The sequence below is a fragment of the Devosia algicola genome, from assembly GCF_028816455.1.
Taxonomy (GTDB): domain Bacteria; phylum Pseudomonadota; class Alphaproteobacteria; order Rhizobiales; family Devosiaceae; genus Devosia; species Devosia algicola.
Genome location: NZ_CP118246.1, coordinates 1,984,499 through 2,002,326, shown reverse-complemented (window position 1 = coordinate 2,002,326; position 17,828 = coordinate 1,984,499). Strand labels below are relative to the sequence as shown.

Below are 17,828 nucleotides of genomic sequence, written 5' to 3'. Positions count from 1 at the left end.
GGGGTATGTCAGTCAAATCAGCGGTCGGGCAGGTGCCGCGCCGAGTTTGAGTCGCCGCGCAATTCGGGGATAAGATTTCTGGATATACTGGCGCATCGGATAGCGCACGAATTCATGTCGTGTGTGCGCTATAAAGCTCCCAAAACGTCGGTAGAGTTCTCCGCCCCCTTCGGTTCCGGCGTCAGTGTCAAGTTTCTTGCCAAGGCGCGCCGCCGTCGCACCGCCCTCCAGAATGAGAAGCTTGGTTCCATGCTGATGGGCGTTTCGGCCGTAAGTTATTCTGAAAAGCTTGACCAGTCCGTCGTTACCCCAAGTGAGTGCAATAGCGGACTCAAAACGTTTTGGATGCGGATTTTCCGCCGTTGGTTTGCGGCGCGCCGCAATTAGCCGCGCTTGTGGCGGGTTACGCGTGATGGCGTTGGTAAGCAGGGCATGGTCAATCGCTGGACTACAATGATTGTGCTTTCCCGCTGCCTCCAGATTTCTGACGAAAAAGCGGACAAATTCGGTGGGCGAAATCTCGATCACATCGAGGTCGCGTTTGGCGGCCCGCAGCATGGATTTGATGCGTTTGCCTTTCATTGAGGCGACCAAATCGCTGCCGTCGGTGGGGGGTGAATATACATAGGTCGTCTGCGCCCATCTTCTGAATCCGGCGCCTGCGAATGCTCTTTTCAGGATATCAATGTCTTTTGCGTGGGGGCCCGCAGTCAAGCCAAATGTCACGTTTCCGGGAAGCTGCGCTATGAGTTGCCGGACAATTCTAAGTTTTTGTGCCTCGGTTGCACTTTTGCTGACGACAAGATTGTGCAGATAGGATGAAGGAGGATGGCCGCCACGCCGGGCACCGGCTTCATCGACTGCGGCATAATACTCAAGCATGCCAATGAGCGTGCCCTGCTTGGTGATGCGGATTTGACGCAGAATTCCATTGGGGCCAGCGTTTAGGGTAATAGCGGTAGTGCCTTGAACTATAGGGTTGAAACGCGAATAAATTGCCTTGTTCAGCGCAAATCGACATTGTTCGCGAACAACGCGTCCCCACTGGCGTTGTGCCTTTTGTTCGGCGTCGGGTGTTGCTGTTGTGGGCTTGACTGCGTCGGTTGAATATTCGCGCTCTTGGGAAATATTGCTGTCCAAAATCGACCTCCTCTTACAGTCCGGCCCGCAATTTTGGCTCGAATGGATGCGCTTGCGATATGCTGCGTGGCGTCGGATCGTTACGATGGGCAGGGCAGGATAAGGCTCTGAATTTTGGTGCAGAAAAAGGTCCTAGTGTCCTCTGAATCCGAGGTAATTTCCTGCATTGCAGTAGTTTTCATTGTCTCCTGCCAGTCTTTAGCATATTTTATTCAATTCTTCCACCGAGGAGATGCCTAGGTGACGGTTAAGTCACAGCGGCGGTATTCGGAGGTTGCAGATTAAGTTGCCAGGGCCTGTGTAGTCAGCAAACCGATGTTTCGCGCATGGCCCATATTGCAGACGGTTTATTTCTGGTCCCCGCTACGTTATTGTGTTGATTATGCCTTCAGTTCTGAACCAATCATTCCCCCTGCGTCGCGCGCGCGTCCATGAAGTATGTGGTCCTTCAGCGGCAGGCTTTGCGGCAGCGGCTTGCGCACAGCATGAGCTGGGACTTTTTTTATGGGTGAAAGAAGCTTGGCATTCCGAGATTTTGAATCCAATCGGGCTGATGCCGTTTTTTGATCCGGCACGGCTGCTTCTTGCCCGACCACGGGATCAGGCTGATGGACTTGCGGTGGTCGAAGACGGTCTTAAGGATGGTGCATTGGCATTTGTGGTGATTGAAATTACCCGCCCTCTGGATTTGCGTGAAGGGCGGCGATTGCAGCTTGCTGCCAAAATTGGAAATACCACGGGGCTATGCATTATCCCCGAAGGCATGGGCAGTAATGCGGCTGAGACGCGTTGGCGCGCTACACCATTTCTTGATCCGCAGAGGAAAGACTCGACTCTTATGCAGTGGGAAATTATTAAGAACAAATCAGGAACATTAGGAACCTGGAATGTTCAATGGGATCGAGAAATGCGTCGTCTTCATGTGGTTTCCCCGGCTGGCCTCCGACCGGGTTTTGCGGGCACGTCCGGTTGATGCCCCTTTTGCGCTGACGCTGAAACAGAATAACACTGAACGCCTTTATTGCCTGAATACCGAGGCCGAAGCGTTGGGGCTTCATCGTGGGATGAGTTGTGCGGATGCCCGCGCTTTTTGCCCTGATCTGGTAAGTCATCCGGCCCGGCCCGATCTTGATGCCAAATTTCTTTCCATACTACGCCGTTGGGCCACCCGCTATTGCCCCTGGGTCGGGCGCCAGGATGGGGATGGTCTGGTGCTTGATGTCACCGGCTCAACGCATCTATGGGGTGGCGAAGAAGCCATGCTCGCCGATATGCGTACCCGCGCTGCACGGGCGGGACTGACGCTGCGGTTGGGCTGTGCGCAAACATTGGGCGCGGCGTGGGCGCTTGCCCATTATGGCCAGGACAATGCCGTGACAAGCGCGCATTCGAACGCGCTTGCTGCTCTGCCCGTGGCCGCTCTACGGTTGGATGAACGCGTTGTCACCGCGCTGCAGCGGCTTGGCTTGCGAACCATTGGGGATATTAGCGCAACAGCCCGTGCGCCGCTGGCCCGCCGGTTTGGGCCAGAATTGCTTTTGCGTCTTGATCAGGCGCTGGGCAATTTTCCTGAAGCGCTGGCGCCTGAAGCTGATCCACCCCATTACGGGGTGCGCCTGAGTCTACCCGACCCGATCGGTCTCGTCGCAGATGTGATGGGAGCTACTGCGCGGCTGCTTGAGCCATTGTGTAAAAAACTCATGGCGCATGAGTGCGGTGCACGACATCTGACCCTAACCTTGCGTCGGGTCGATCAAGACAGTCAGCAGGTCGAGTTGCGCCTTGCGGCTGCCATGCGCGATCCGGTCCGTATCCTGCCTTTGTTTGAGCGCGGCGTAAGCGAGGTGGATGCAGGATTTGGCATTGACCAGATGCGGCTGGAAGCGAGTGTGATCGAGCCGCTCCCCGTGGAACAGATCGGCGCCACTTCCGAACTGACCAGCCCAGAGCAGCTAAACGATCTTATTACCCGGATCGGCACCCGGATCGGGCTTGAGAATGTCCAGCGTTTTCTGCCCGCTGATAGCCACATTCCTGAACGCAGCTTTATCATCGCCGCTGCTGCCTACACATCTGCCGAGGGCGGTTGGGCAAGCCCTCGCCCGCGCCCGTTGCGTCTTTTTCCGCCAGAACCTATCGCGGGTGCAGGCAATCGTCCTCCCGAGCGGTTTCGCTGGCGACGCATGGCGCTTTCTACCGCTCAGGCTATGGGACCGGAACGAATTGCACCAGAATGGTGGTTGGACGATGAAAATTGGCGCTCAGGGGTGCGCGATTACTGGCAGGTGGCGACCCGGCAGGGTCGTCGACTCTGGCTTTATTACACTCCACAAAATCCCGGCTGGTTCGTGCAGGGAGAATTCACTTGAATTGTCTCATGCCCCCGATCACCCAGCGTTATGCCGAATTATGCGTTACCTCCAATTTCACCTTTCTGACGGGGGCATCGCATCCTGAAGAACTGGTTTTGCGCGCTGCAGAATTGGGGCTTGAGGCCATCGCCATCACCGACCGTAATTCTTTGGCCGGCGTGGTGCGAGCCTATAGCGCTTTGAAGACCCTGAAAAAAGAAGCCGAAGAGACGTTGCGCATCCGCTCGACCCATAGGGTCGATTCCTGTTCGCGTCAGCAAATTGGTCAGCCACAGGATTTGACCTATCCGCCAATCCCTCGTTTGCCCAGACTCATTGTCGGCGCCCGCCTGATGCTGCGCGATTGTTCGGTGGAATGGGTTGCGCTACCCACTGATCGCACTGCCTATCATCGACTTGCGCGTCTGCTGACCCTGGGCAAACGCCGGGCCGGAAAAGCTGAGTGTTATCTTGATTTGCATGATCTTGTTGAGGGATGCCAGGGCATGATCCTGATCGCTCTGCCTGCGGATATTTCCTCCGCGATCAGCCCGATTCAGAAACTGCAACGGCGTTATCCTGGTCATGTTTTTCTTGGTGCCGCTCCTCACTATGACGGTTCCGATCAGGCATGGTTCGATGGCTGCGCGCGTCTTGCGTTGCAAACTTCGGCTCCAATGGTGGCGGTGGGCGATGTGCTCATGCATCGGGGCGGGCGACGCCAACTGGCGGATGTGCTCACCTGTCTGCGTGAAAAAATCACGATTGATGCGATTGGCACGCGTGCCCTGCCCAATGCCGAGCGGCGCCTCAAGTCAGCAACGGATATGGCGCGACTTTACGCCAGCCATCCCGCAGCCATCCGGCGTACCCTGGAGATCGCAACGCGTTGCAGTTTCGATCTTTCTGATCTCAGTTATGAATATCCCGACGAGATTTCCGATGGCGAAACACCGCAAAAACGTCTTGAACGGCTGGCGCGGGAAGGGTTGGTTCGGCGTTGCCCACAAGGCATCCCCGAGCGCTATAACGCTCTTGCTGCAAAAGAATTAAGCCTTGTGGAGGAGTTGGGTTATGCCGCCTATTTTTTGACCGTTCATGACATTGTTCAAGAAGCGCGTTCTCGTGACATTTTGTGCCAGGGGCGCGGTTCAGCCGCCAATTCGATCCTGTGTTGGGCGTTGGGGATCACCGATGTTTCCCCCGACATGATCGGTATGGTTTTTGAACGTTTCATCTCCCGCCATCGCGGCGAACCGCCCGATATTGACGTGGATTTCGAGCATGAGCGCCGCGAAGAGATCATTCAGTGGATTTATGAAAAATATGGTCGTCACCGTGCCGGACTTTGCGCCACCGTCATCCATTTTCGCACGCGCGCCGCCATCCGCGAGGTGGGCAAGGTAATGGGGTTGTCTCAGGATGTAACGGCGGGCCTGTCCAGCCAGATCTGGGGCATGTCGGACGATGGTGCCGATTCAGAGCGAATCCGCGAGTTGGGGCTTGATCCAAACGACCGCCGTCTTTTTCAAACCATCCGCCTGATTGACGAGATGGTCGGTTTTCCCCGTCATCTGAGTCAGCATGTCGGCGGCTTTATCATTACCCGCGGGCGGCTTGATGAATTGTGCCCCATTGAAAATGCCGCGATGGAGGATCGCACGGTAATCGAATGGGACAAGGATGATATTGATGCTCTGGGCATTCTTAAAGTCGATGTGCTCTCGCTTGGCATGCTGACCTGTATCCGAAAGGCATTTGCGCTTCTGGAACACCATGAAAGGCTTCATATGACGCTCGACACCGTGCCCCAGGAAGACGCGGTGACTTACGAAATGTTGCAACGCGCTGATGCTGTTGGGGTGTTTCAGGTCGAAAGCCGCGCCCAAATGAATTTTCTGCCCCGTATGAAGCCCAAAACATTTTATGACCTAGTGATCGAGGTGGCGATTGTGCGCCCCGGTCCCATTCAGGGCGGCATGGTCAAACCTTATATCAGGCGACGGCAGGGTTTTGAGGAAGCTGAACCCTTCGGCCCTGCGCTCGCTGAAGTCACCAGCAAGACCCTGGGTGTGCCATTGTTTCAAGAGCAGGCAATGCAGATCGCGGTAGTAGGCGCGGGGTATACCGCCGAAGAGGCCGATCAGTTGCGGCGTTCCTTGGCCTCGTTTCGGCGCATGGGCACTATCAGCACCCATCGCGACCGGTTCATTAGCGGCATGTTGTCAAATGGCTATAGCCAGCAAATTGCCGCGCAATGTTTTTCCCAGATTGAAGGCTTTGCCGATTATGGTTTTCCTGAAAGCCATGCGGCAGCTTTTGCGATGCTGACCTATGTTTCTTCATGGCTCAAATGCCATCATCCTGCGATTTTTACCTGCGCCTTGATGAATTCTCAGCCGATGGGATTTTATGCGCCGGCCCAACTCGTGCGCGATGCACGTGATCATGGAGTGGAGGTACGGCCTGTTTGTGTGAACAAAAGCGAATGGGACAACATATTGGAGCGCCGTACGGATGGAAATTTTGCACTTAGGCTTGGCTTTCGCCAGATCAAAGGCTTTCGCGAGGAAGACGCAGACTGGATCGTGGCGGCGCGCGGCAATGGTTATCCTGATTGCGAAAGCCTATGGCTGCAGGCGGGGCTGCTTCCCTCAGTGCTGGAACGGTTGGCGGAGGCGGATGCCTTTGCCGATATGGGGCTGACCCGTCGCGATGCGCTGTGGCAGGTTCGCGCCATTCGTGCGCCCGCGCCCTTGCCGCTCTTTTCCGATCCACTCGATGGCGAGGGCATACGCGAACCCGAAATTATACTGCCGACAATGCATCTGGGCGAGGAGGTGGTGGAGGATTATGTGGCATTGCGCTTAACCCTGCGCGCCCATCCGATGGAGCTTTTGCGCCCCACAATCGTGGGGCTGACATCGCACGATCAATTGTCCATAGCCCCGTTAAAGCGCACTTCGGTGTGCGGACTTGTCATCACGCGCCAACGTCCGGGCACTGCTTCAGGTGTAATCTTTTTGACCCTGGAAGATGAAACGGGGGTATCAAATGTGGTGGTCTGGCCAAAGGTCTATATGCGCTTTCGCCGTATTGTCATGGGGGGCGGCTTTTACGTGTCACGGGGCGGTTGGAACGCGAAGGCATTGTTGTTCATCTGATTGCGGATCATATCGAAGATCTCTCCCATCGTCTTTCGGACCTTGGTCACTCTCTTGACGAAGCAGTCGGGGTTACCCAAAAACAAGCCGACGACGCCCCCCGCCCACAGCGCTACCCCGCCAGTGCCCGACATCCACGGGAACAAGCCAAACGCCTGTTCCCGAGCCGGGATTTTCACTAAATCGAACGCCACCCACTAGTTGGCGCGGCAAGACACCGCAATGCCGGGCGCCGACAGCGCCAGGTTTCCCGCGTTAATGGTCAGGTTGGCGGTGCCATCGGTATAGCGTTCGCCAAATGGGGCGGGCGCGCTATCCAATTGAAATGCTGCCCCACCATTCCGACTGACGCTGGCCACCGTGCCGGGTCCCGCCTGCGCGACAGCGACGCGCATGGTTGTCCCGTCATTGCACGTAAAGTCAGTCGATTGTCCGGTCGGCGTCTGGCCGGATGGGGGTTGGTTTGAACCACTCTGGTTGGCGGGACGCTGACGTGGCGACTGATTAGTCAAAGCAGGATTAAGTTGGTTTGAGGGCGCCGCCGATTGGCACGCCGGCAGAAATTTTCCAATCGCGTCGGTCGCACCCTGGCTTGAGCCGACCAACCGTCCACCACCAATCATGCCGAACGTGGCAGAGGGTCGTGCGCTCGAGAGTGCCTGCCACATGGGATCATTCGGAGATGTGCGGATCAACACCCCCGCCGATTCCTCACTCTGAATGAGCACTTGTCCGGAATACTGAAATGTCTGGCCCAATGCCTGCACATAGGCAGAGGTCTGGGCACCATTTTGTAAATTTCCGAAATCAACACTCATAACGGCCTCGATCCGATCGCTACCGGGAAGGCACAACGCACTGAACCCGATCGCATCGGTTTCAGGAATGCCATAGGTCAGAGAGTGGACCAAACGACCCGATCCGTCAGTGTATTGTCCGGCAAACCAGATCGGGTTCGATTCGGCGGGCTGAGCAGAGACGGGACTGTCATCGGCGATGTTGTTCCAGCCGCAGTGGGCTTTGAATATATCGAGCGCTGAACGCGAGCCTTTCAGACCAATATTGGCCTCGGCACCATCAAATGACACGCGTGCATTGGCGCCGGCCTGAAGAGCCCCAACAAAGGGGTCGTCTGGATTAACGGTGAAACTGGGAATGTGGCCAACCAATCCGTAGTTGCCGATATGGGCGGTATATTGAAACCTCTGACCGTCGACATTGAACGTGATCGGTCCGGTGCGACCCGCGGGCCCCTGTTCGGTGCTGACCCAGGGGATATCAACCGAGGCCGGAAGCCCCAAGCCCGTACACATGAAAATAATGCCGATGTCTTCCTCGCAATCATCACGGCAATCGAGTGCAGTAACGGTTTCGTATGCGCCGCCATTTGACCAGACGCGACTGGTCGCGGGCGAAGGTGCCGGCGCTGCGGGTTGCCCGACATCGGCCGCGCCTCGGGCGACGCGCACGTCATAGGTCACCAGGTAATTCGCACCATCGCCGGTCAGCGTCTGGGTGAAGCGCCCGGTTCCCTGGCTGGCATTGATGGCGATATTTCCAATCAGGTCACTGGCCCCGATGGAGTCCCATTCGCGCAGGTCCACTGAGACGGCCCCATATCCGTCGACATGGGCATTTGGAGCCCATTCTTCGCCCCGATTTATGTCCTGTGCTGCGCCTGGATCATTGGGAAAACGGGCACCATTGCTGAACAGCAAGAAGACCTCGTCGCCACCAAAGCCGAAAGTGGTATCGTTGGCCCGCACCGAAATAATGTCGACGCCAAGCATACCCTGTTCTCCAACGGCATTGGCGCCTGGTGCCGGTGCTTCAGTGAATAATTGATCAACCACTTCATTGGCAATAACTGCCGCACCAGCTAACCCCGCTCCAACAGCGAGACCTTGAACAAACAATGAATCCTGATCGTTCGCGACTCCGATCAATTTGCCCTGATCCTGTGCCGGGGCGTCGTTATTGACCAATGCGTTGGCTTGGGCGGGTTGAGTGTCCCGGTCCGGTGGAGCAGTGGGCACAACAGCCTGTGCGGTATGGCCTGCAGCGGGTGTGCAGTCGGCCAGGAAGCTGGTCGCCGCAACGGTGTCTACATTGCTCAATACTGCAAGCACCGCGCCCTTGGCGGATATTACGATATGATTGCTCCCGGCAAGGATCTTCCACGCGGGGTCGCTTGCAGATGTTCGCACGAACATGCCCGGCGCCCGGCTCCTGTCAATTTTTTGCGCGCTGACCACGGCGGTGCCCGACGCGCCCTGCACGCGTATGGACACTGTTTCGTTCATCGCTATGCCCGACAGGTCGCCGTAGAACTCGGCAGATATTTGCTCAGGCAGGCTCAGGCTGACACCAGGCCAGAAACCGATCCAACTGGTCACTACCAAGGCCATGGAGCGAGGCGTTCAATGCCTCTCCGTTCTTGAGCCATGAAACAGTGCCAACCTGGGCCTGACTGACGCTGGTCAATGCCAATGCAAACACGGCACCGGTTGCCAAGCATTTGGTGAATTTTGGAATGTTCATCATACGCCCGATCATATTGGATTGGTTTTGAGAAACTGGGTCATCAGATTCAGTCATCGTTCAGCCGATTGGCGCGCGAGCGCTCAACATCATGATGTTGCGAGCGCCCGGGTGCGATGTCAATTTTGCTGGCCCACCAGTGGTGGCGGTAATGGATACGTGCCCACGGCCGCCGGTTGAGAGTTGACTTGGCTATTTTGATTGATCGGGATGGCAGCCGGTGGAGGCGGCAGGAAGACACCACCGCCGGGCAAGGCATCACCGAACCGGTACTGGGGTTGAATCAGTTGTGTATCGGATTGGAGCTGGCCAAACGCTCGCGTTCCATTCGGGTTTCCTGTCGGAATGGCGCCATAGATGGGACCCTGGTTTCCCGAGGGGACAGCGCCATATTGTCCATTTTGCGTCGCAGCAGGCGGCGGGGCAACGCCGTAGTTGGCGGCGGCACCATTAATATTGCCATTTTGCAGCACAGGCAATGCGCCATAGATGGAGGTACCGGGGCTCGCCGCGCCATTTGGCTGCAGCACAGGCGCAGAGCCGTAAATCTGCCGTCGCTGTGGCTGTTGCAGTATCGGGGCGGCGCCATAAATCTGTTCGCGCTGCGGTCTCGGGGCGGATGGCACAAGGTTGGTTTGTCCATATCCACGTCTCAAACTTGGCCTTGGCGCATTGCTAACCGTCACACTTTGTTGCAAGGGCACGCGCCCGTAACCGCCAGTGGGCGAGCCGAGATTTGTAAAATTCTGTGTTCCGCCGACCGTTCCATAAGGCTGTGCGGCGGGGGGTGCCGCGCCATATTGATTTGCTGGCGCAGGCAGAACGGCATAGTTGCTCGGCGGCGCTGCATTTGCGTTATATCCGGGTTGACCAGGCGCGGGTGGCGGCAACTGTCCGTAGTTGCCATTGCCGTTGAGCAAGACGTTGGTCGGAGTCGGGTCGGGAGGCGGCGCGTTCAAAAAACTCGCATTGCTGTCAAGCGTTGAATAAGTGCTGGACTGGGTGCCATAATTGTTTGCTGGCGCGGGTATGCGATCATAGATCCCGTTGCCGCCACCTTGGTCGGCGCCATTGTTCAGATCCGGCACACGATCATATATGCGGTTGACCGCAGGCGCCTGCTGGCTGTTGTTGTTCAAAAGTGAAGCATTGCCTGGTTGGCTGCCAAGTCCGTTGCCATTGGGAATGGCGCCATAAGGGCTACCGTTCTGGTTATTGTTCGTGCCCTGGTTGGCGTTGTTGGAGCCGCTGGAGCTACTGTTGTCATCCCCTCGGCTGCGACGGCGTGCTAGGCTCAAGTGGCGTAGTGCCTGCTGCCAATCGTACAACGTGGTCGTCAGTTGGCCTTGTGTGATTGAACCCTTGTTGCCCGGGATTATACAACCCATCAAGCGACGCGTGGGCAGGGGTGGCACTAGCTGGCACGAACATGAATGCCGCCACCATACTGGTTCCAAGCAGTGCCGTTCGGGCTTTTGCTGCCGTCCGGGAAACTGACCTAAACATTTTCGTCCCCTTTGCATTTCAAGGTTCGGGATATGCACGTCGGTGACTAAGACTTCAGTTGTGAAATATCGAGTTCAATCACGAACTGGAAGCCGCGCGTCTGTGTTGACTCAACCACTTCGGTCGAGGCACGGGAAATCGTGGTATCACTGGACTCAAACATTCGTTCCCACGCCTCAGCGGAATAAAACAGCTTGAAGCCTTCCGCGCTGCCAAATGGCATGCTTTGGCGTCGCAGTTCCTCCTCGGACTTCGGCCGAATGGCAACCGCGCCAAGATTGGCACCAATATAGGTCGTCAGATTGAGTTTGTCGGGCAGATTTTCGACTGGGCCGAGTTTGAACAATGTATCGGTCTGCATCAATGTCATGGAGGTCGCAATCGGCTTGATCGCTTTCAATGCAACGGTGTCATCGTCGTAAAGATCAATTGGCGAGCGATAGAGGCAGTAGTCGACGACCGCAGTCGTTTCAGCGAGACCGCAACCTTGCCAATCATATTTCGCGCCACCACGATCGGATACACCCGTGACCTGATAGTCATCGATTTGCCGATCGAGAGATGAGCCCTCGCTCTTTGAATAATCGCCGCCAAATTCGCCAAGTGACAGGTTCAGCCCCGTGGTCGAGTCTGAGTTCGATCCGGAACTTGTTGAGGTATTGGCATTGACCGGCCACCATCTTTCAACAGTCCCGAACTGTAGCCATGACTGCATGGTTGCAGCGGCGAGGAAATATGTGCCGTCGGTTGAGGATCGCTCGGTGTCGGTCCAACTGGAACTAGGCATACCATTCGACTGTAGGCTCAATCCCGGTCACGCCCCCGGTTTTCATGCGCACATAGGCGACGCCGTTATTCACGAAGGCATATATTTCGGGTTTGAAATTGAGATGTACGCTTTGTGTGCGGCTGGTATCGAAATCGAGAAGTGTCTGCATGATGTCCGGCATGCTGACCCGATCGAAAGTGTAGGTGATGCCCTTGCCCGCCGGATTGCTCGCATCGACCGGACCCTGGGCGGGGTGAACCCAGAAATAGCCGGGATCATTAGGGTCTGTTGCCGAATAGGGATGGGCCAGCAAGGCAATGCGGTCTGCCTCCTCGCTCGCCGCCTGTTCAGCATCATGCTGCGCTTGCAGCGCGGCATAATCCTGTTCGGCCTGTTCGATGTTCTCGCCGAGCGCCGATACTATGCCGCGAAGGCTCAGCCAGTCGGCCACGGTGTCCACATACCAGATGTCGTTGACCGTCGCTGCCCGAGCGGTTTTAGTGGGTCGCATTTCCACGGTGCCATTATTTTCAAACATCATCAGGTCTGGTCGCGCCACGTTGACGATAAGATTTGCGCCGATATCGGCGTCGCTGACGCGCCAGTGAGCCGTTGGCGCATTCAAATCTGTCTCGCCAAACAGAACGGGCGATCCGCTTACAGAATCGGGATCAATGTACAAATATTTTTTGGTTTCACGGGCGCTGCGGAATAGGTACTCGCCCCTGTTGCCCGTCGGCTCAAGATACCAATTTGCCGCGCTGGTTGCGGTGTCCAGTCCGCTCGCACCTACCTGCCCATTCTGATCGGTAAATAATGACCTGCCGGATTTGAGCGTGGAGATGAGACGCATGTCCTTTTGACCCAGTTCCCAGGTGTCGCGCACCCAATCGGGCCGGAAGGGTACCAGAGCCTGGCCTTGATTGGTCGATTGGGGAATTGGTACATCCGCGCGTGGACCAGCCGGTAACATTGTAGGGTCGGAGACAGCCGGCGCCGTCGGTAATGGTCGTTGCAACTGCGCCTGTTGGGCCTGTTGAGCCTGCTGGACGGCGTTTGTCTGTGCGGCGGGCGCTGTCGGTGCCGTTTGCAGGGCGGCGCTGACAAGATTTTCATCCAGCACGAAATACTGATCGGGCTGCTGGGTCGTTTGGTATTGGGCGACGATGGTCTGCCCGCCGACGCCGAAATACCAAATAAACCCCGCCTGGCTCGGTAATATCAAGCGATTGCCACTGGCCAATAGCTGATAGGGCACGAAGTTGCCTGACTGGTCGACATAGAGCACGTCAACGTCAACACCGGTGGTGTTGTCGATGGTAATCTGGGGCTCGATTGCCTGTTGCTGAGCGGGCGCTGGTTGCGGGGGTTGGGCTGCTTGAGCCGGTGCTCCGCCGATACCCGCTTGGGCCAGGATATTTTCATCGAGAAGCAAATATTGGGCGGGATCTGCGCTCATCTGGCGATTGCCAATAATCGCACTGTTGCCGATACCAAAATACCAGACAAAGTTGGTTTGACCCTGCAACAAAAGTCGAGTGCCGGTCTGCATGGTCTGGTAGAGGACGTAATTTCCGCCCTGATCTGTGTAAAGCACGTCGACAGGGTACCCTGTCGTATTATCTACGGTCAGCGTCGGCTGCTGGGCATTTTGAGCGACCAATAAACGGGCTGTCGTCGCACCAACCTTTGAGGTCAAAAGCGCCGGCGATGCTGCGCTGGGTCGAAGATTACTAGGCGATAATAGTTGGGAAATGTTGGCGGCGGATGCTGGCGCGATTTGCGATATCGCCAATGCTGAGGCTACTAAAATCGGCGCCGACACCGACTGCAAAAAGGCGGGTTTTGGGGCAACCATCTGTGTGTCCTCGTCAATAGCAATGCCAAAGTCATAGGTGCACGCCCTAAATTACTGGGCCCGGATGATCGAAGCTACGCCGTGATAACTTCAGAGTCGAGCGTTTTGAAATAGATAATTTGGCGGTGTAGTCGATCTATTCCAGTATCCATACGAACCGTCAGTATGTCGGCACCATCGGATTGTCCATATAGTGTATGCGTGGTGGTTCGACTGGACATTTCGATCAGAGGGTCAAACAGTTCTGATTTACTGCTGGACAATGACTAATCGGCAAGAGCGCTGCTGTAGCCCAGATCACGGTCGGCTTGGGCTTGTGCCCGGTGTCTAATGCGTGAGCACCCGGTGTAAAACACTCCGGATGTGACGCTGGAGCGCGTCGACGGCTTCAGCTTCGTTGCGGTCCCGTAGCGCTTCCACAACACGAACATGTTCGGACAGCGATTTTATGGTGTTGCCCGGACCAACCGCGTCGGGGTTCAGTAATCGTAATAGATAGGTTTTTTGCGAGTTGCGGCGGTAGTTGATCAGGATCTGGTCGTTGCCAAAAGCGTGGATAAAGCTGTGGTGAAAGTCGTTCTCCAGCAAACGCACGGGCGTAGCATAAATGCGGGCGTCGTTGTTTGTGCGGACGAATTCGATCATGGTTTCGTGCGCCCTGGTCGTGCGGTCGATCCACTCGTTGGTGACCATTTCGACGAACCGCCGGAGACCCTCGGTTTCCAACACTTCCCGAAACTGAAAAGTGCCACCTACAAAGTTGACGTCGGGATAGAAAATGGTCACGCCGCGCCGCTTTTGAACCTTGATCATGCCTTCGGCCTCAAGCAGCACGGCAACATCGCGCATACGCGACAATGTCAGGCCAAGCACATCGCACAGTTCAACCTGGGTTATGGTTTGACCAAGCTTGAGTCTGCCATCCACCAGTGCTTCAAAAAAACCGATATATCCAGTGTTTTCCAGGCCGCCGTGCAATATCTTGTCTCCTAATACTCGTGGCACTTGTAGGGCCGGTTCGACCAAATGTCACGCTGGACAACGTCGCGTCCGGCAGTTGACAGGGGTATTTTAATGATGATGATAGCTATCATAATCCAGAATAAATATATTTATTTGTGGATTAAGTGACGATATGCGTGGATGAGACTGCCGGACGGCGCACAATGTGTCCGTCCCAACGCAGCGCACGCATGGAGCGTCGGAACGCGCAACGGGAGGAGCAGGTTGATGAGTGCAGAGTATAAAACTGACTTGAAGTGGAAGAATTGGTCGCGGCGCCAAGTGTTGGGTGTTGCAGTGAGTGCAATGGCGCTCACAACGGGCATCAGCGCTTTTAGTCCCGCGATGGCGCAGGACAAGCCGTTTGATGGTAGTAAGCTAACCTATTGGGGTGGACTGATTTTCGCCGATGAAGCGAACAAACTGCTGGTCGACACGATCAACCAGTGGGGCGCTGACAATGGCGTCGAAACCGAAGTGGTCATGATCAACCAGAATGAGACCATTCAGAAAGTGTCTGCGGCGGTTGAATCCAACACGTTACCCGATGCGCTCGACCTAAGCGTTGACCTTTTGCTGCTAATGTCGCGACAAGGCATTTTCATCAATATTGACGATCTCTATAAATCGGTCGGCGATGCACATGGTGGCTGGTACGATGCCATTGATCTGGCAACGGACACGACCGATGTTGCAGGCGGGCGGACAGGATTGCCATTCGGCGCGTCGGGCAATTTGCTGTTGCGGCGGACAGATTTGCTGGAACCTGCCGGTTTTTCCAGCGCGCCCACGACATGGGACGAATTAGTGGAGCAGGCTGAGGCTGTAAATGCCATGCCTGTATCAGGGCTCGGCCTGGCGTTGTCCAATGTTGGCGATGCCAATGTGCAATTGTCGGTGCTGCAATCTTATGGCGGACGCATGGCCGACGATACAGGCACCAAGGTCACGATCAAGTCGGAAGAGACGCGTGCCTATCTGACGTGGCTGAAAAATGCTTGGGACAAGGGACTGTTTCCTCCTGGCAATGCCACTTGGGACGGGGCAGGCGACAATCAGGCATATCTATCTGGCCAGGCAGCGTTTATCGCCAATACCGGATCGGTGGGCATTGCGGCCAAAAGTCAGGACCCAGAACTCTATGACGACACCGCCTATTCTGCACTTCCAGCCGGTCCAATGGGCACCGTTTCGCCAATGACCCCGCAGGTTCGCGCGATACCGGCAACGAGCACCAATCAGGAGGCGGCAAAGGCGCTGCTCGAGTATCTCTCTCAACCTGAGTTTCTTGATGCGTATTATGCCTTGGCCATCTATGGCCCAGTTCTCAAGGACAGTGCTAACGCCGAGGCGTTCAATGGGGAGGACCCCATTCATGCCGGATTGCTGAACCTGGTCGAGAACGGCACGGCGCCTGGCTATCCTGACGTCTACAACGCGGCCTATGCTGATGCGTCGTCAAACTTCATCGTGCCCAAAATGGCCCAGCGCGTCGTTATTGACGGATGGGATTTTGACCGTGCGATGGACGAGGCCCAATCCCAGGCGCAGGCGATCTACGACAAATATTGATCCCTACTGACAATTATTCATCTGACGGCGCATTTGTGCGCCGTCAGCACTGACTTGAGGTGCGGATTGGATGTCGGAAGTTCAAGAGACTCAGCCCCAACGACCGGGCATGACGTGGCTCAATGCGCATCGCCGCATACAGATATTTGCCTATATTCTAGTGACACCGGTCGTGCTGCTGATCCTGGGGCTAGTGGCCTATCCGTTTCTATTCGCGATCTATGTCGCGTTTACAGATCGTGTTATCGGCAGTGTCGGCAACTGGATTGGATTTGCCAACTTCCAGTATCTGTTCCAGACAGCGACATTTTCCAGCGCCATATGGAACACCATCACCATTGTCGTGGTGACCGACGTCTTCAAGCTCTTGATCGGACTGGGGTTGGCGCTACTGGTCAACCAGAACATTCCTGGACGCGGTCTGTTGCGTTCGCTGCTGATCCTGCCCTGGGCAATGCCGGCTTTTGTTGCCTTTCTGACCTGGCGTGTTCTGTACCAGCCAATTGGTGGCGGGTTGAACCTGATCCTGACCCAGACTGGCATTTATCCTCATGTGATAGATTGGCTCGGCCAGCGCCAGACCGCCATGCCATCGGTCATTCTGGCGTCGATCTGGCGCGGATTTCCGTTCTGGTTCATCAGCATTCTCGCAGCGCTGCAATCCATTCCCAAAGACCTTTACGAGGCGGCGCGGGTTGATGGCGCCAATGCTTGGGAGCGCTTCTGGATGGTTACTTTTCCAGGGATCAAACAGGTCGTTATCATCACTACTTTGCTGTCCTCTATCTGGACTGCAAATGCCTTTGAACATGTCTGGTTGTTGACCCAGGGTGGTCCATCGGACGCGACAATGGTGTTTCCGGTGCTGGCCTATTTCGGCATGCAGACACAGCGAATAGGGGAGGCGGCAGCAGTCTCGGTCGCGATGCTACCTGTGCTGGCCATTCTGGTGATCGTGGCGACGTCGCTGATGCAAAAGGACGAAGACTGATGAGCGCCAGCCAAGCAGATCCGGTTCCAGAGACAAAAAAGTCGGGCTCCGTTCTAGATGAGCGGTCCAAGTTCATGCTCGGTCGGGTCCTGACCTATGGCATTCTGGTCTTGGCGGTAGTGCTCATCGTCTTCCCGATGTACTGGATGATCAGCATTTCTCTGAAGCTGCCGCGCGAAATCTACCGCACGCCATCACTTTGGCCGCAGGTATTCACGCTTGAAAACTATCGCATCCTGATCGCCGACAAGGGGTTTTTGAGGCCGATATTGAACAGTCTGCTGGTATCGACGGTCGTGACTGTCATTTCGGTATTGATCTCGTCATTTGCCGCCTATTCGATGGTTCGGTTCCGATATCGGTTCAAGGGGGTTATCGGCCGGATCATCCTGTTTGCCTATCTGACGCCCACTTCTCTGCTGTTCATTCCCTTATCGATCCTGATGGCGCGGCTACAGCTTGGCAACTCCCTTCACGGGCTGATTTTGGTCTATCTGACGTTTTCACTGCCACTTAGTACCTGGCTGCTGCAGGGATATTTCAGGGGTGTGCCGCGAGAGTTGGAAGAGCAGGGGATGATAGATGGATTAAGTCGCCTTGGCGCTCTGCTGCGCATCGTACTGCCGCTCTCGGCGCCAGGGATTGCAGCGGTGTCGATCTTTACGTTCACTGGTGCGTGGAACGAATTGTTGCTGGCACTGGTGCTGGTAACTTCTGAAACGGAACGGACCGCGCCGCTGGCGCTCAATTACCTGATCACCAGTGATGTGCTGCCGTGGGGCCCGCTGATGGCGGGGGCTGTTATTTCGTCGGTACCACTCATGGTCCTTTATTTCATCGCCCAGCATTTCATGGTGCAGGGGCTGACCGCTGGGTCGGTAAAAGGATGATCAGGAACCGTTATCGATCTCGACAATCTCAAGAGGACCAAAGT

The 17,828-nt window shown here is 55.9% G+C and carries 13 protein-coding genes; 6 read left to right on the top strand and 7 right to left on the bottom strand.

From position 1 onward, the window contains the following. Positions 1-12: 12 nt before the first annotated feature. Positions 13-1,140 (bottom strand): hypothetical protein, encoded by a 1,128-nt coding sequence (locus PSQ19_RS10575; RefSeq protein ID WP_282217702.1) that lies wholly within the window; start codon positions 1,138-1,140, stop codon positions 13-15. Between the two features lie 382 nt (positions 1,141-1,522). Here PSQ19_RS10575 and PSQ19_RS10570 point away from each other — a divergent pair, with 382 nt between their 5' ends. Genes PSQ19_RS10570 through PSQ19_RS10560 form a run of 3 tightly spaced genes read left to right on the top strand, consistent with a single transcriptional unit; the run spans position 1,523 to position 6,655 of the window. Continuing rightward, positions 1,523-2,113 carry an ImuA family protein gene (locus PSQ19_RS10570; protein WP_282217701.1) on the top strand — a complete coding sequence of 197 codons (591 nt, stop codon included), beginning with the start codon at positions 1,523-1,525 and terminating at the stop codon, positions 2,111-2,113. Then, complete coding sequence (locus PSQ19_RS10565) at positions 2,028-3,509, top strand: Y-family DNA polymerase (protein WP_282217700.1); 1,482 nt, start codon at positions 2,028-2,030, stop codon at positions 3,507-3,509. The genes PSQ19_RS10570 and PSQ19_RS10565 overlap by 86 nt, the downstream gene beginning before the upstream one ends. A gap of 8 nt (positions 3,510-3,517) precedes the next feature. After that, positions 3,518-6,655 carry an error-prone DNA polymerase gene (locus PSQ19_RS10560; RefSeq protein ID WP_282217699.1) on the top strand — a complete coding sequence of 1,046 codons (3,138 nt, stop codon included), beginning with the start codon at positions 3,518-3,520 and terminating at the stop codon, positions 6,653-6,655. Between the two features lie 197 nt (positions 6,656-6,852). Here the strand turns inward: PSQ19_RS10560 and PSQ19_RS10555 are convergent, their stop codons facing one another. The 6 genes from PSQ19_RS10555 to PSQ19_RS10530 all read right to left on the bottom strand — a co-directional run bounded on the left by PSQ19_RS10555 (position 6,853) and on the right by PSQ19_RS10530 (position 14,307). Beyond that, entirely contained in the window at positions 6,853-9,051 is a 2,199-nt protein-coding gene (locus tag PSQ19_RS10555) for a hypothetical protein (RefSeq protein WP_282217698.1), read from the bottom strand. Continuing rightward, positions 9,002-9,253 carry a hypothetical protein gene (locus PSQ19_RS10550; RefSeq protein WP_282217697.1) on the bottom strand — a complete coding sequence of 84 codons (252 nt, stop codon included), beginning with the start codon at positions 9,251-9,253 and terminating at the stop codon, positions 9,002-9,004. The genes PSQ19_RS10555 and PSQ19_RS10550 overlap by 50 nt, the downstream gene beginning before the upstream one ends. Before the next feature lie 62 nt (positions 9,254-9,315). Next, positions 9,316-10,494 carry a hypothetical protein gene (locus PSQ19_RS10545; protein ID WP_282217696.1) on the bottom strand — a complete coding sequence of 393 codons (1,179 nt, stop codon included), beginning with the start codon at positions 10,492-10,494 and terminating at the stop codon, positions 9,316-9,318. A gap of 254 nt (positions 10,495-10,748) precedes the next feature. Further along, positions 10,749-11,489, bottom strand: coding sequence for a hypothetical protein (locus PSQ19_RS10540; RefSeq protein WP_282217695.1), 741 nt, complete (start codon positions 11,487-11,489; stop codon positions 10,749-10,751). After that, positions 11,482-13,329 (bottom strand): RICIN domain-containing protein, encoded by a 1,848-nt coding sequence (locus PSQ19_RS10535; RefSeq protein WP_282217694.1) that lies wholly within the window; start codon positions 13,327-13,329, stop codon positions 11,482-11,484. The genes PSQ19_RS10540 and PSQ19_RS10535 overlap by 8 nt, the downstream gene beginning before the upstream one ends. A 327-nt stretch (positions 13,330-13,656) precedes the next feature. Beyond that, positions 13,657-14,307 (bottom strand): GntR family transcriptional regulator, encoded by a 651-nt coding sequence (locus PSQ19_RS10530; protein WP_282217693.1) that lies wholly within the window; start codon positions 14,305-14,307, stop codon positions 13,657-13,659. 252 nt (positions 14,308-14,559) lie between these two features. Between PSQ19_RS10530 and PSQ19_RS10525 the strand changes: the two genes are divergently transcribed. The 3 genes from PSQ19_RS10525 to PSQ19_RS10515 all read left to right on the top strand — a co-directional run bounded on the left by PSQ19_RS10525 (position 14,560) and on the right by PSQ19_RS10515 (position 17,784). Then, positions 14,560-15,903, top strand: a complete 1,344-nt coding sequence (locus PSQ19_RS10525; protein WP_282217692.1) for an ABC transporter substrate-binding protein — start codon at positions 14,560-14,562, stop codon at positions 15,901-15,903. Between the two features lie 70 nt (positions 15,904-15,973). Continuing rightward, on the top strand, positions 15,974-16,894 hold the full coding sequence (locus PSQ19_RS10520; protein ID WP_282217691.1) for a carbohydrate ABC transporter permease: 921 nt from the start codon (positions 15,974-15,976) through the stop codon (positions 16,892-16,894). Next, positions 16,894-17,784 carry a carbohydrate ABC transporter permease gene (locus tag PSQ19_RS10515; protein ID WP_282217690.1) on the top strand — a complete coding sequence of 297 codons (891 nt, stop codon included), beginning with the start codon at positions 16,894-16,896 and terminating at the stop codon, positions 17,782-17,784. The genes PSQ19_RS10520 and PSQ19_RS10515 overlap by 1 nt, the downstream gene beginning before the upstream one ends. Positions 17,785-17,828: the final 44 nt, after the last annotated feature.